A 13,715-nucleotide genomic window follows, 5' to 3' on the forward strand; every position below is an offset into this window, starting at 1 on the left:
ACACCATGACCATCGAATACGAATCCGAGCACCAGCAGTTCCGGGACAGCGTCCGCAGCTTCGTTCGCGAGCGGATCGTCCCGCGGCACGAGCAGTGGGAGAGCGAAAGCTGTCTCGACCCGGCACTGTTCACCGAAGCGGGTAAGCAGGGGCTGCTCGGCTTCCCGGTCCCCGAGGCGTACGGAGGTCCCGGCGTCGAGGACTTCCGCTACAACGCGATCGTCGTCGACGAGGTCAACCGGGCGGGCGCCGCCGCCGCGGGTATCGCGTTCTCCCTGCAGAACGACGTCGTGCTGCCGTACCTGACGGACATGACGACGGAGGAACAGAAGGCCCGCTGGCTTCCGGGAACCGTCACCGGGGAGACCGTCCTCGGGATCGCGATGACTGAGCCCGGCACCGGCAGCGACCTCACCGGCATCCGCACCACGGCGGTCCGCGACGGCGACCACTACGTGGTGAACGGCAGCAAGACGTTCATCTCCAACGGCCAGAACGGCACGCTCTTCGTCGTCGCCGTGCGCACGTCGCCGGACAAGCACAAGGGGCTGTCGCTGCTCGTCGTCGAGTCGGACACGCCCGGGTTCTCCCGTGGCCGCAACCTGGAGAAGATCGGGCTGCACGCTCAGGACACCAGCGAGCTCACGTTCACCGACATGCGCGTTCCGGTGGCCAACCTGCTCGGGGAGGAGGGGCAGGGCTTCTATCAGCTCGTCCACAACCTGCCGCAGGAGCGGCTGTCCCTGTCCGTCGGCGCCGTCGCGGCCGCCGAAGGAGTCCTCGAACAGACCCTGGCGTACGTGAAGGAGCGCAGCGCCTTCGGGCAGCCGATCGCCGGATTCCAGAACACCCAATTCGTTCTCGCGGAACTGGCCACGGAACTCGACCTGGCCCGCACCTACCTCGACGACTGCATCCGTCAGCACGTCCGCGGAGACCTGACCGCGGCCCGTGCGGCGCGGCTCAAGTGGTGGACCACCGAACTGCAGGTCCGCGTCGCCGACCGGTGCCTGCAACTCCACGGCGGATACGGCTACATGCGCGAATATGCAGTGGCGCGCGCGTTCGTCGACGCGCGGATCCAGACCATCTACGGCGGCACCACCGAGATCATGAAGACGATCGTCGCGAAGGATCTCGGTATCTGACCCGGACCGGACTGTGGTTCCGGTCCCGCGCGGGATACTGTGAATACCCATTCACCGCAGGTTCTGCCACCAAGGAGAGGTCATCTGTCATGGCGAAGGACACGTCCGCCCTTCCACTCGACGAGGCGGTCCGTGCCGTCCGCGTCAGCTCGCGTCGACGTCAGGTGCTCGACGCCGCCGTCACGGTGATGCAGCGGACCGGGTTCCATCAGATGTCCATGCAGGCGCTCGCCGACGAGGCGCAGGTGAGCGTGGGACTGATCTACAAGTACTTCGGCGGCAAGGAAGACATCCTCCTCGCCACGATCGTCGACATCCTCGACGCGTTCCGTGATCAGCTCGAGCCCGCGATGGATGCCGCGGGAACCGACCCCATCGAGCGGCTGGCCGCCGGGTTCCGGCGGTTCGTCGAGATCGTCGACGAGAACCTGGACGCCGTCGTGCTCACCTACCGGGAGAGCCGGACCCTCGACCAGGACGGGCGCGAGCGGATCAAGGAACTCGAGGTGGCGACGTCCACACCGCTCCACGATGCCCTCGAAGCCGCGATCGCATCCGGAATCGCCGGCGACCTCGACGTCGACCTGACGACGTTCGACATGATGATGCTCGCGCACGGGTGGGCGCTCAAGCACTGGCATTTCGCGTCCCGCTACACCGTCGACCAATACATCACGGCGCAAACACGATTCATTCTCCGCACCGTCCTGTCGGATCGGAGCGCCGCAGCGTACCGGCACCTGACCGAATGACCCGATGGCGTTTCGACGGTGAGATCACCGGCCTGGGCACCGGGTCGGGAGTCCGCATCGTCGTCGGCCACTGGTCCCGGTCGCCGCTCGGTGAGTTCACCGACGTGATGGTCGAACACGCTGACGGTCATCGCGTGCTCCTCGCACCGTCGGACGCGGTCCGCGATTTCGTCACCGCGACGTACACCTTCGACCGGACGGTGATCACGCCCGTCCGCTACACGCGATACGGCGACAGTCGGACGGTCCGGGCCGGCGACCTGCACGTGCGGTTCGAAGTCGGGGCCCGCACCCCGCTCGGACACCTGCTGAATCGGGTGCCGCGGACCGTCGCGGGTGCGCCGTGGTTCTGCTCGGTCACTGACCCGATCGCCCGCGTCGTTCTCCGCGGTGTGCGCACCCGTGGCACCGCGGGCAACGGGCGTCGCGAGTTCTACGGCGCCGTCGACCAGCGGCGGCTGGCCGGAATGTCCGCCACCTGGTGCGGCGAGAACCTCGGCGTTCTGACACCGGTCGATCCGCCGGTGCGATTCGGGTTCGGCTCCACCCCGCGGACCCCGGCGGTCACGTCGATCGTCACCACGATCGTCGACGAGCCTCATTGACTCAAACGAGGTGTTCGGTCTTGGTTTCGGGGGCCCAGAGGAGTGTTCCGAACATGCCGAGCAGGAGCACACCTGCCAGCCAGTACATGGTGATCGGAATTCCCCAGCTGGTGAGGCTGAGCGGAAGGGCGAATGTTCCAATTGCGGATGCTATTCGGCTCAGCCCGTTGAGTAGCCCGACACCGGATGCGCGCAGTTGTGTTGGAAAGAGTTCCGGAGGATAGACCTGGGTGATATTGGAGGCGGCGGACATCACGAAGGTGTAAATGACAAACGGGATCATCATGACCATCGCGGATGCCGTGCTCGAAGCGCCAAGTGCGATCAGCGACACTGCGAGTATGAAGAACGACCAAATAGTGAATGAGCGCCGGGGCATCTTGGCGACGAACCAAATACCAGCGATTCCGCCGGCCAGAAGGAACAAGTTGAGTACGAGGTACTGAAGATCGGCATCCTGAACCTTCAGATCCGACAGGATGGTGGGAACGAAGGTGTAAATCGCAAAGTACGGCAGGACCAGCGCGCTGAAGAACAGAACGCCGAACCAGGTGCGCGTCCTATTGCCCGCTGTGAACAATTCGCTGAAGCGCGCTGACGTCGACTCCGCCTTGAAATCCTGAGGATCGAGTTCGACGTTGAAATAGCGGCGAACGATGCTGCGTGCTTCGTCCGTCCGGCCCTGGCTGATCAGCCAACCCGGAGACTCCGGCGTTCCAATGCGAACGATCAGTACGATTACGGCCGGAATGGTGCCGCTTGCCAGCAGCCACCGCCATGAATCCGGTCCGGAGTTGAGGTACGTTCCCAGAACATTCGCGGCGACGTACCCGACGGTCCACGCCACTGTGAGCGAGGCAAGCATTGCGCCGCGCTGTTTGCGTGGCGCGAATTCGGACATCAGCGTCGGGCCCACTGCGTAATCGGCGCCGAGGCCGAATCCGATGAGTACGCGAAGAATGAAGAGAGCTACGACCCCTGGTGACCACAGTTGCAGGACTGACACGACTGCGATGAGTGCGAAATTCAGAACGTACAGGCGCTGGCGACCGATGATGTCTCCGACGCGCCCTAGGATCAAACTGCCGAAGAACAGCCCAATGAGCGCCGAACTCGCGATCATCCCCTCCCAGAACGAGGTGAGACCGAGTCCTGCGCTGACGCTCGGCAGGACAGCGCCGATCATTCCCAAGGCGTAACCGTCGGAGAAGTTCGCCCCAAAAGTCATTGCGGTGATCTTGGCATGAAACCGGTTGAAGGGAATCTGATCCAAAGGTGTTGTTGCGAGAGGCTCTTGGCCCAATCCAGCCGTCGCTGCAGAGTTAGACATCAGTGTTGCCTTTCAGGCCGGCGGGCTGCCGCAAGAACGTAACAGCAGCTGCGTGATCGTCTCCCAGCGGCCGGTCGACCATGCTGGAGTTCAGGTGATGGCGTGCGCGCAGGAAATAGGAGCCAAGTGGCGTGCTCGAATCCAGCGACACCTTACTCAAGCTCAGTGCCCGTACGGCGGCTTGGAGCTCGCACGCGAGTACCTCGTTGGCGGCCGAGATGCAATCGTGGAGTTGGTCGGTCGCTTGTGATCCGAAACTTGCGTGGTCTTCGGTTCCTCGTGAGATCACGGTGGTCCCGAGTGTCGCGGGGAAGGCGGCCGATCTGAGTCGCGAGAGGGCTGCGGCGCCGATGTACTCGAGCAACATGATGCCGCTACTGCCCGGCGGTCCGCCGGCAAGGAAGGGCGGTAAGCCGGTGATTGCCGGTTCGGTGAGGTTCGCAAGTCGCCGGCCGGACAGTTGTGCCGCACTGGCGAGTGCCAACTTGCTGTGATCACATGCCGCAGCCAGCGGCAAGGCGTGGAAGTTGGCGTTGTGGAAGACGTCGTCGTCGACGGCGCTGACGAGTGGGTTCTCGGCGGCGGAGTTGAGTTCGATGTTCAGCGTGGTCGAATACGCGTTCAACGCGTTCCGGGCGGAACCGAGCACCTGGGGCAGGGCCCGGAATCCGTATGAGTCTTGAACGCGCTTCGGGTGCCAGTGGTGTCCGCGCAAGAGGTGACGAATGTCTGCTGCCACCTCTGCCTGGCCGGGTTGTGGGCGGGCTTGGTGGACCTGGTCGGCGAATGGCTCAGCTGACCCTTGCGTCGCAATCAACGCAAGGCAGGCGGTTGCTTGGCAGTGGTCGAGCCATCGCTCGAACAGTTGGTTCGCCAGAAGGCCGCGCGCGATACCCATGGCGTTGGTCGAGATGAGCGCCAGTGCGTCGCCGACGCTGGGAGTCCACAGTGTGTGGACTCGTCCGCTCTCCAGAGCGGCTTCGCCGATCAGACCGAGCCCGATCTCGGCGAATTGGCTGAGATCGCCGGTGCCGATCGAGCTACTCGCGTGTACGCGAGGTAGGTCATCGCTGTCGAGTGATGCCACCAGTGCATCGATAATGGCGGGGTGCATTCCAGATCCGCCTGCGAGCAACTGGTTGAGGCGGACGAGCATCGCGGCGCGCACAGTGCCATGGGGTACGAACTCGCCCGCTCCGGTCGCGTGGCTGCGGAGCAGTCTCGAGTCTTGGTCGATCTGCTGTTCGACCTGGGTATCTCGGTTCGCGCCGACGCCGGTGGTGCGGCCGTAGACCTGTCGGCGGTGAGCGGCTCGGCCGGCGGTCTTCCAGGATTGATACACCAGATCGAGAGCGACGGAGTCGACAGGGGGGAGTGACATCTCCCCTGACGCGAGTTCCAAGATCTCCGCGCCGGTGACTTTCTGGCAGCCCAGAGTGTTGGAAACTTCTAGAATTTTCACGGGGATACTCCTACGAGGAGAGATGATTCGTGCTGAATGCCCAACTCGGATGCTGAAGGGCCCGGAATTGCACTGTGGATTCATTCCTCGGCGCAATTCCGAGCCCCATTTGATGCGTCGATATTCGGAAGTTTAGGTTGTTCGTCCGTAGAACAAGCTTTGAGTGAGTGAGTTGAGTTTGTCATCCGGCTTTTCCGAGTACGCCAGCACTGCGTTCACTCGTGTTGTCTCGCCGAGTACCGGCTTGACGCGATGCATGGAGTAGCGGCCCCGGAAGAGGCTGAGCGTTCCGGGTTCGTTCGCGAGTCTGATGACGCCCTCACTCGATCCCCTGAGGCGACTGACAACGCCCTGCTCGTTCTCGTCCCCGGGTGTCCGCAGCATGTGGAAGTACTCGTACTCACCGCCGGCATCGGTGGGCTGGAGCATCAGCGTCACGGCGAAGTGGGATCGGTCGAAGTGCCAACCCAGCTCATCGCCTTTCTCGAACAACGCTACCGAGCAGGCTCCCAGCGAGTCGTCGTAGCGGTAGAACTGGGGCATCTCGAGGGCTTGCCCGATGAAGTTGGTCAGGGCATCCCAGTTGTAGACGGCGCGCAGGGGGGAGTCCTGGTCGACGCGATCCCAGGCGATCGTGAGTTTGGAGGAATGCTGCCGCATGCCCCTCGGGTCGTCGTCGGCGACCGAGTCGGGGATTGTCTCGAAATAGACGTTGTGCGTGTCATCGGTCCGGTATGCGGAGTCAGCCTTACCGAGGGCCTCGGCAACGAGGCGCTCGACCGCATACGGACGGAGGAATCCGTGCAGCTGGCATGCGCCACGAGTGCGCAATTCCTGTTGGCATTTCTCGAGCAGGCCCCGGCCCTCAGGAGTCTCGAGTCGGTGAATTGGATAGCGATTCAGGTCGATGAATTCGGAGACCTTTTCTGCTTCGTCAGTTGCCGACAGCATCTCACGGGACATCAAGTCACCTTTCTAAGAACTGGATTCGTGCTTGCCAGCTAATGATTGGTGATGCCCGTCACGTGGCGCAAGCGACGAATTTTACTGACCCCCATTACTGATTCTTCTCAGGGAAAGTCGAAAGAATCCAAATACGGCCGGTCATGGGGTATTGCGGCCGAAGGACGTGTGCACGCGTCTCCCCGGGGCGGGCCGCACCAGCGGGCGTTTCGGTTAACGTCTCGATTTGACTTGCGCCGCGATGGTGGTTGCCACGTCGATGAAGGCCTTCATTGCCGGCGTGACGCGGCGACCATTGTGCCAGGCAATCCCGACAATACGAGGACTCACGCGTTCCAGTTCGAGGACCTTTATTCCTGGCTGGTACGGGTCCACTGAGAGCTGGGGCATCACGGCAACGGCCAGTCCCTGGGCGGCCATGCCGAGAATCGTCCCGTTGTCGTTGCTTCGGAATATCACCTGCCTGCTCAAACTTGGACGCCCGAGTCGCGCGGCGATACCGTGGACATCACGCAGTTCACCGTAGGTGGCCAGTGGCAACTCGGACAGGCGATCGAGTCGAAGGGGCAGGGTCTCGTGCAACAGCGGTGAATCATCAGAGACAACGAGAACGTAGGGATCTTCGAGCAGTTCCGTGGCTGAAAACGGCCCGGGGATCAGAGGGAACACCATGAAGGTCAGATCGAGTTCACCGCGTTCGACGTGGCTGAGAAGTATCTCGTCGTCGTCGTGCTCTTCGAGTACAACTTGGATATGCGGCCACTGGGTCGAAAATTCTTTCAGCGCGTGCGGGAGAATTCGTGCGCCGACACTTTCGTAACTTCCGAGTCTCAGGTGCCCGGCGACTCCGTCTCTCAGCGCTTGGAGATCTGCTTCCGCACTGGCCAGACGTGCCTCGATCGCTTCGGCATGTGAGACGAGTACTTGTCCCGCGGTAGTCAGCGCGACTGGTTGTGCACCACCCGAACGCTCTACCAGCTGCTGTCCAACAACAGTTTCCAATCGCTTTATCTGCTGACTGACCGCGGACTGGGTGTAGCCGAGCGACGTGGCAGCAGCTGTGAACGAGCCCGTTCTCCCGACCTCGGCAAGCGCGATGAAGTGCCGCAACTCAATCGAACTCCACAGCGACTTCTTCATACCGTGAGTCTAGTTAGTGCACCGAGCAGCAGCGGCTTGATGATCGCGCTGGATGGAGGTTGCTACTATCGCCCATCCGAAGGTCTCCCTGCCGGAGTGTGCAGGGCTTGCATGCGAGTGCCGCACGGCGACGCCGCCACCGCCGATACTGCCGGATATCGTCCTCGCCGTCTGTGACGGCAGTGCTGCTCGTGGGTGCAGGTTGGTGGGGGCCCAATGTTGATGGGCGCGGATGTGCATTGTTGTTGTGGAACATCGGCTTTCACAATCGGCATTGAGTACCAGCTGGGTGTCATGACCCGTTGCAGGCCTATTGTGAGAGGTCAGGTGAGCCGGCGCCGCTTGTGGCGGCGAAGTCGGGCCCGGTGGCGGCGACCGTTGGAGTTGGGGTTTCGTCGCGGGGCTTCTCGGCGACCATGGTCAGGTCGGCGGGGTAGATCATGTGCGCAGGTGGGTTGCTGGTCCGGCGGGCGGCCGGGTAGTACACCAGTCCTGTGACCAGCAGTGAGACGATCCATGAGATGTCGGCCCCGCCGAGCAGTTCCGTCACCGGACCTGTGTACAGCGATTGCGCGAGGAAGGGGATCTGGACGACGACACCGACCAGGTAGCAGGTCAGTGCGGTCATGTTCCACTTGCCGTAGCGGCCCGCTTTGTCGTACAGGGCCGGAATATCGACGCGCTCTTTGGATATGAGGTAGTAGTCGATCAGATTGATCGCACTCCATGGCACGAAAACCGTCAACAGTAGAAGGACGAAGTTCTTGAAGTTGTTCAGGAAATCGGCGCTGGCGAAGAGAGCGATCACCACCGAGGTGGCGGTGAAGGAGGTGATGAACAGGATGCGTGTGAGTCTGGAGATGCGGGTTTGGCCCGTGAAAGCGGTGACTGCGGTGATGATCGACATGAATCCGCAGTAGGCGTTGAGGCAGTTGACGGTCAGCTTTCCCACGATGATCACGAAGTACATCAACATCGCGACTGTCGCCGGGCCGGCGAGTGTTCCGATGAAACCGACCTGATTGCTGATGAAGGTGGGGCCGACCACTGCTGCGATCAGTGCGCCGAAGGTCATTGACCATTGTGAGCCGATGACGCTTCCGGCAAAGGTGGACCAGAACGTGGTTCGTTCGCTGGTTGTTCGTGGTAGGTATCGCGAATAGTCCGCGACGTAGGGTCCGAAGGTCAGTTGCCATCCGGCGCTCAGCGAGATGGCGAGCAGGAAGGTGGCGACGTCGAACGACTTGACTCCGACGACAGCAGCGACGTCGTAGTTTGCGAACAGGCGGATCGCGAGATAGCTGAAGCCGACGATTCCGACTACGGTGGCGATCCTGCCGATGATGTGGATGAGCTTGTAACCGGTGATCGCGACGATCGCGGTGAACGCCCCGAAGAGGATGATCCCGACGGTGGGGTCGTCGATATGCAGGAGTGCGTTGACAGCTTGGCCGGCGAGCACCGTTCCGGTGGCCGCGAATCCAAGGCACAGCAGCACAACCAGGATCAGCGGAACTGATGCTCCGAGGACACCGAACTGGGCCCTGCTCGAAATCATTTGAGGTAGACCCAGCCTGGGGCCTTGTGCTGAGTGCAATGCCATCACTGCGCCCCCGAGGAGGTTCCCGATGAGCAATCCGACAATCGCCCAGATGGCGTCTGCTCCGAAGATGACCGCGAGAGCGCCGTCCACGATTGCGGTGATCTGCATGTTCGCGCCGAACCACAGGGTGAATTGGCTGCGCGCAGTTCCATGCCGTTCGTTGTCGGGAATCACGTCTATCGTGCGCCGCTCGACCGTGAGGGTCGCCTCGGTCGAGGGTCGATGGTCTGTCATGAGCTGCCCTTCTGCTGCGCACCCCTCCAGTCAAGGGTGCATCGAGATGTGTGGAAAGACCACGGTCCTTCGCTGTCGTCTCACACCCTCCCCGGCTGTGCGGCGCAGGTCACTATGCAATTGAACGGCGGTTGTGACTATCTCTGGATATCTGCATAGTGTGTTCGCTTCCGCTCTTGCTTAACGTCGCAGAGACGCCCGAATTGGAGGTCGAATGTTTATCAAGAACGCGTGGTACGTCGCAGGCTGGAGCCACGAGGTCAGCGCCGGGAAACCGCTTCAGCGCATGATCTGCGGCGAAGCGATCGTTTTGTTCAGATCAGGTGACGAGGTGGTGGCGTTGGCCGACGCCTGTGCACACAGGCAGTACCCGCTGTCGTCCGGTCGGCTGGTGGAGGGCAGGATTCGATGTGGTTACCACGGCTTCGAATACGATAGCGATGGCGTCTGCCAGCGCGTGCCCGGACAGAAGACCGTGCCGGCGAAAGCACGTGTTCGCAGGTTTCCCGTCGTGCTCAGGAACGGATGGATCTGGATCTGGCCGGGAGACACTGCCGGCGAGGGTGCGGCGGACCCCGGATCGATACCCGATACGCCGTGGCTCACCGCGCCGGAGTGGGACGGCGTGACGTTCACTCACTTGTACGACTGTCGATCGTCGCTGGTCCATGACAATCTCCTCGATCTCACCCATGAGGCGTTCATTCACGAGACATCGATCGGCGACGACGCGGTGTACGAAAACGGCATCACGGTGGAGGTGGCCAAGGACGCGGTAGTGGTCGACCGGTTCATGCCCAATTGTCACCCGTCCGATCTGTACGTCACCGCGATGGGAGTTCAGCCGCCAATGGATCGATGGCACACAACCGAATTCAGACTGCCGTCCCTGCATGTCATCCATTGTGGTGTCACATCTCCCGGCGCCTCGCGAGAGTCCGGCTACCACATCGAAGTACTCAATGCGATCACCCCCGCGACCGAGAACTCCACATGGTACTTCTACGGCAACTTCCGTGACTTCGCCCTGGGCGACGACGACATCAACGCACTGATGCGGAGTTCATTGAGCCAGGTACTTGCCGAGGATGCGGACGCATTGGCAAAGCAGGAACGGATGTTGACCGAAGGCCATGCCAGTAGCAATGACGTGCTGATCGCCCAGGACGCCGGAGTTGCACGAGCACGGCGGATGATGCAGCAACTGCTCGATGCCGAACTCACTGAACCGAAGCGGGATCGGCATGCGGCTGCTGTTGACGCGTGAGGTGCACCGCCCAGTGGACAGCGGAGCGGAGATCGCGGCCAGTCCCGACAGCCGCAGGCCCGAGCCCTGGCTGTGGGATCTCCACATACGGAGGCAATCACAGTTCGCTCCGAGTGGACGCGCAGGGGCCGACGTCGCGGTCCGGATAGTGGAAGGTCCCCTGCTCGAGTGGGGAGCGAATCGGCACCTGCGTCTACGCCATCATCGACGTGACATTGCTGCGGAGGTCGACATGATCGACGCTGTAGGAACGATGTGTTTCGATCGGCCGCAGCAAGAGATGTGGATTCTTGTCGGTATCACGGGCCTCGTCTTCGAGGGCGGACGACGCATCGGGCCCGGAGACGCCTTGATCCTCGAAGGTGACGACCCGTCGCTCATCGAATTGGTTTCGGCTGATCTCGCGAACGTCAGGATCGCGCGATTTCGCCTGCGCCGCAAAGTCGGCGCTGATCTCAGGTGGGTCCCATGACAAAATCAGACGAGCCGTTGACGCTGCGGGTACTGCAGCTTCGATGGGAGGCCGACGGCGTCGTATCAGCACAATTCGAGTCCGCCGATCACCGTCCACTCCCGACCTGGTCACCGGGCGACCACATCGATCTTCACCTGCCCGGTGGACTGGTGCGGCAGTATTCACTGTGTGGCGATTCCAAGGCGGGTGCGCCATGGCGTATCGCGGTGCTGCGGGTCGCCGGCGGCCGAGGTGGTTCCGCCGCGGTTCACGACAGCATCCGGCCGGGTGATCTGCTGCGCGCGGCCGGGCCGCGAAACAACTTTGAGTTCCGCGCTGCCGATAGATACTTGTTTCTCGCAGGAGGTATCGGCATCACACCCATCATGCCGATGATCCGCCAGGCGACAGGGGCGAAGGCTCAATGGCAACTCTGGTACGGCGGACGCAGTCTGTCGAAGATGGCATTCGTGTCTGAACTAGCAGCGCTGGACGAGAAATCAGGATCTGAAGTGTCCGAACGGGTGAGGATTACCCCGCAAGACGCCCACGGCATGCTGCCCCTCGAAGCAATTTTGCGAGAACCACAGCCCGAGACCCGGATCTATTGCTGCGGGCCGACCCCGATGCTGGACGCGGTCACACGGGCCTCGGCGCATTGGCCGAAAGGCAGTCTGGTGGTCGAGCGATTCGCTCCGAAAGCAGACTCCAGTGACAGTGCACCCCGGTCGGGCTTCGAAGTGGAGGCCGCTCGCTCGGGAATCACCGTCCATGTTCGACCCGAGTCGAGCATCGTGGAAGCGCTCGAGGAAGCCGGAATCACGCCAGACACCAGCTGTCTCGAGGGTATCTGCGGGACCTGCGAAACCAAGGTCCTTGGCGGCATACCAGAACACCGGGACTCCCTGCTCAGCGACGCCGAGCGGGAAGCCAACGACACCATGATGATCTGCGTCGGCCGATCCCGAGGAGCGAAACTGGTTCTCGATATCTGAGGAAGCCCTGACTCAGGGCATCTCCATGGCGGACAGGGCCAACCACAAGTGAGCACGATCATCGAACGATGCGAGATTGCGCCCGGTCAGTTCAGCGATCCGCTCGAGCCGGTACTGCATGCCGTTTCGGTGGATGAAGAGCAGCCGCGCCGCGCGACTGGGGGAGCAATCGGTCTCCAGGTACACCTTCAGCGTCTTGATCAAGTCTCCGTTGCGGCTGTTGTCGTAGTCGATCAGCGGCGCAAGGGTGTGCATTGCTATGTCGCGCACAGGGACGGTCGAATTGCTCAACAGCAACCCCGCAAGTGTCAGCGGTTCGACGTTCGTCTGACCGTGCTGACCGGGACCACGCGCAACGGCCGTGCCGGCTTCGAAATGTCCGATCCGCAGACCATGCACTCCTCGGTGCACTCCACTGACGCCTACCGCAGCGTTCGGCCCCAACTGGGAGAGGGCTTCGAACAAGGCAGTCGAGGACTCCGCGGGATCGCGATCTTCGGGGCTGATCACGACCACAGCCTCGCCGATCAACGCCGCGAATTGCTCGCTGGAATGCTCGCCGGTCAAATCGAGCACATTCCACGGCACCCGGCGCAGCCGCACGGTGCTGCAGTCCACTCGGCCGATCAGTACTCGGAAACTCGAGTCGACGTCGAGTCCGTGGAGGGCAAGACGTCGGACGGCTTCCGACGGAGGTAGGTGCTCGGAGATGATGTCTTCGAGCACCTGCCCCAGCATTTCTCGGTTCCCGGTCAATACCGCCTGGCGACGTGCGAGTTCCAATCCGATGAGACTGATAGCGAATGGGATGACTGGACTGCGCTCGGGAGACGTCGCAGCACAGAGATACGCGACCACAACGCCCTCGATCTCCACGGCGGCTGAGGTCAGAGGCTCAGCACCGGGCAGTTCATGATCGGCTTGTTCGATGGCAATCGATCGGAGCTCCGTGATGGCCGGCCACTTCTTGCGTGCAGGATGGCTTGCGAGGACCTGACCGTGTACGTCGATAACCGCGACAGGCGCGCCGAGGATCTCGCGCAGTTTCCGGACTAGAGATGTCAGCCCGAGGTCGTTTACCAGTGCACTGGTCAATTCCTTCTGCGCGAAGGTGACCTGCCGTATGAGGTCGTATTTTTCTTCGAAGAGGCGATCGGCAAACCATCGGCTGATGGCGATGAATGGGGTGGAAAGTGGCACCTCGAAGAGAGCGAGTCCTGCAGCGTCGGCGGCGGCTATCACTTCCGGCGGCACACTTTTGTGCACTAGCCCTGTTGCAAAGCCCAGGCCCGAGATCGGGACGGAGGCCAGCCGTGCCACGAACTCTTCTCGTTGTGCCGCACTCTCATGATGGACGCCGGTTGTGAGGACAACCTCCCCGCCGCGCAGAAACTGGGAGGGGTCGTCGAGTTCCGTTGTCGAAACCCAGGTGACCGGGTTCTGATCGCCGCTGGTCGATGCGCTGTTCAGAGGAATGAGATGTAACTCCGGTGAGGCGACGAACTCGTGCACGTAGACGGCCATCGCGGAAGTGTGCACTCATACAGCGGGGATTTCAAGTGCCGTTCATGTGCACAGTTCGATAGCGCCTATCCTGTGCCGATGCGACGGTTGAGGCGGGCCTTCAGCAGGCAGACCTCGTTCGCGCGGTCCGATCTCCAACGAAACCTGCGATCGGTCGGAGAACTGCCTGACTCGGAGGCCCGACCTAGAGCGTGTCTGCCAAATATTGGTGGTTGGATGCTCGAGACTGTCCCTGTGT

12 protein-coding genes are annotated in these 13,715 nt (G+C 62.0%); 6 read left to right on the plus strand and 6 right to left on the minus strand.

Annotated elements, in window-relative coordinates; genetic code table 11:
• Positions 1-5: 5 nt before the first annotated feature.
• The 3 genes from P3H15_RS34510 (at position 6) to P3H15_RS34520 (ending at position 2,505) form a co-directional block, all read left to right on the plus strand.
• A complete protein-coding gene (locus tag P3H15_RS34510) occupies positions 6-1,148 on the plus strand; it encodes an acyl-CoA dehydrogenase family protein (protein WP_276141362.1) in 1,143 nt (380 codons plus the stop codon).
• 89 nt (positions 1,149-1,237) lie between these two features.
• Positions 1,238-1,900 carry a TetR/AcrR family transcriptional regulator gene (locus tag P3H15_RS34515; protein WP_276141363.1) on the plus strand — a complete coding sequence of 221 codons (663 nt, stop codon included), beginning with the start codon at positions 1,238-1,240 and terminating at the stop codon, positions 1,898-1,900.
• On the plus strand, positions 1,897-2,505 hold the full coding sequence (locus P3H15_RS34520; RefSeq protein WP_276141364.1) for a hypothetical protein: 609 nt from the start codon (positions 1,897-1,899) through the stop codon (positions 2,503-2,505). Before P3H15_RS34515 ends, P3H15_RS34520 begins: the two co-directional genes overlap by 4 nt.
• 1 nt (position 2,506) lies before the next feature.
• Here the strand turns inward: P3H15_RS34520 and P3H15_RS34525 are convergent, their stop codons facing one another.
• From P3H15_RS34525 to P3H15_RS34545, 5 genes are all read right to left on the minus strand, one after another.
• Positions 2,507-3,835 (minus strand): MFS transporter, encoded by a 1,329-nt coding sequence (locus P3H15_RS34525; RefSeq protein ID WP_276141365.1) that lies wholly within the window; start codon positions 3,833-3,835, stop codon positions 2,507-2,509.
• Positions 3,828-5,297 (minus strand): aromatic amino acid ammonia-lyase, encoded by a 1,470-nt coding sequence (locus P3H15_RS34530; protein ID WP_276141366.1) that lies wholly within the window; start codon positions 5,295-5,297, stop codon positions 3,828-3,830. The genes P3H15_RS34525 and P3H15_RS34530 overlap by 8 nt, the downstream gene beginning before the upstream one ends.
• A gap of 132 nt (positions 5,298-5,429) precedes the next feature.
• The gene (locus P3H15_RS34535; protein ID WP_276141367.1) at positions 5,430-6,260 is read right to left on the minus strand and encodes a hypothetical protein; all 831 of its coding nucleotides are present in this window, start codon (positions 6,258-6,260) and stop codon (positions 5,430-5,432) included.
• A 213-nt stretch (positions 6,261-6,473) separates the two neighbouring features.
• Entirely contained in the window at positions 6,474-7,400 is a 927-nt protein-coding gene (locus P3H15_RS34540; protein WP_276141368.1) for a LysR family transcriptional regulator, read from the minus strand.
• 310 nt (positions 7,401-7,710) lie between these two features.
• Positions 7,711-9,237 carry a cytosine permease gene (locus P3H15_RS34545; RefSeq protein WP_276141369.1) on the minus strand — a complete coding sequence of 509 codons (1,527 nt, stop codon included), beginning with the start codon at positions 9,235-9,237 and terminating at the stop codon, positions 7,711-7,713.
• A gap of 214 nt (positions 9,238-9,451) precedes the next feature.
• Here P3H15_RS34545 and P3H15_RS34550 point away from each other — a divergent pair, with 214 nt between their 5' ends.
• The 3 genes from P3H15_RS34550 (at position 9,452) to P3H15_RS34560 (ending at position 11,953) form a co-directional block, all read left to right on the plus strand.
• Positions 9,452-10,504, plus strand: a complete 1,053-nt coding sequence (locus P3H15_RS34550; protein WP_276141370.1) for an aromatic ring-hydroxylating dioxygenase subunit alpha — start codon at positions 9,452-9,454, stop codon at positions 10,502-10,504.
• A 232-nt stretch (positions 10,505-10,736) separates the two neighbouring features.
• On the plus strand, positions 10,737-10,976 hold the full coding sequence (locus P3H15_RS34555) for a hypothetical protein (protein ID WP_276141371.1): 240 nt from the start codon (positions 10,737-10,739) through the stop codon (positions 10,974-10,976).
• A gap of 17 nt (positions 10,977-10,993) precedes the next feature.
• Complete coding sequence (locus P3H15_RS34560) at positions 10,994-11,953, plus strand: PDR/VanB family oxidoreductase (RefSeq protein ID WP_276141372.1); 960 nt, start codon at positions 10,994-10,996, stop codon at positions 11,951-11,953.
• 12 nt (positions 11,954-11,965) lie between these two features.
• Here P3H15_RS34560 and P3H15_RS34565 read toward each other — a convergent pair whose 3' ends face one another.
• On the minus strand, positions 11,966-13,477 hold the full coding sequence (locus tag P3H15_RS34565; RefSeq protein WP_276141373.1) for a PucR family transcriptional regulator: 1,512 nt from the start codon (positions 13,475-13,477) through the stop codon (positions 11,966-11,968).
• Positions 13,478-13,715: the final 238 nt, after the last annotated feature.

It is taken from the genome of Rhodococcus sp. T2V, assembly GCF_029269925.1.
In the GTDB taxonomy this organism is placed as follows: domain Bacteria; phylum Actinomycetota; class Actinomycetes; order Mycobacteriales; family Mycobacteriaceae; genus Rhodococcus_F; species Rhodococcus_F koreensis.

Excerpts from the sequence above, each read along its gene's own strand:
- P3H15_RS34510 (WP_276141362.1), top strand. The coding sequence starts at position 6 with ATGACCATCGAATACGAATCCGAGCACCAGCAGTTCCGGGACAGCGTC.
- P3H15_RS34515 (WP_276141363.1), top strand. The coding sequence starts at position 1,238 with ATGGCGAAGGACACGTCCGCCCTTCCACTCGACGAGGCGGTCCGTGCC.
- P3H15_RS34520 (WP_276141364.1), top strand. The coding sequence starts at position 1,897 with ATGACCCGATGGCGTTTCGACGGTGAGATCACCGGCCTGGGCACCGGG.
- P3H15_RS34525 (WP_276141365.1), bottom strand. The coding sequence starts at position 3,835 with ATGTCTAACTCTGCAGCGACGGCTGGATTGGGCCAAGAGCCTCTCGCA.
- P3H15_RS34535 (WP_276141367.1), bottom strand. The coding sequence starts at position 6,260 with ATGTCCCGTGAGATGCTGTCGGCAACTGACGAAGCAGAAAAGGTCTCC.
- P3H15_RS34540 (WP_276141368.1), bottom strand. The coding sequence starts at position 7,400 with ATGAAGAAGTCGCTGTGGAGTTCGATTGAGTTGCGGCACTTCATCGCG.
- P3H15_RS34545 (WP_276141369.1), bottom strand. The coding sequence starts at position 9,237 with ATGACAGACCATCGACCCTCGACCGAGGCGACCCTCACGGTCGAGCGG.
- P3H15_RS34550 (WP_276141370.1), top strand. The coding sequence starts at position 9,452 with ATGTTTATCAAGAACGCGTGGTACGTCGCAGGCTGGAGCCACGAGGTC.
- P3H15_RS34555 (WP_276141371.1), top strand. The coding sequence starts at position 10,737 with ATGATCGACGCTGTAGGAACGATGTGTTTCGATCGGCCGCAGCAAGAG.
- P3H15_RS34565 (WP_276141373.1), bottom strand. The coding sequence starts at position 13,477 with ATGGCCGTCTACGTGCACGAGTTCGTCGCCTCACCGGAGTTACATCTC.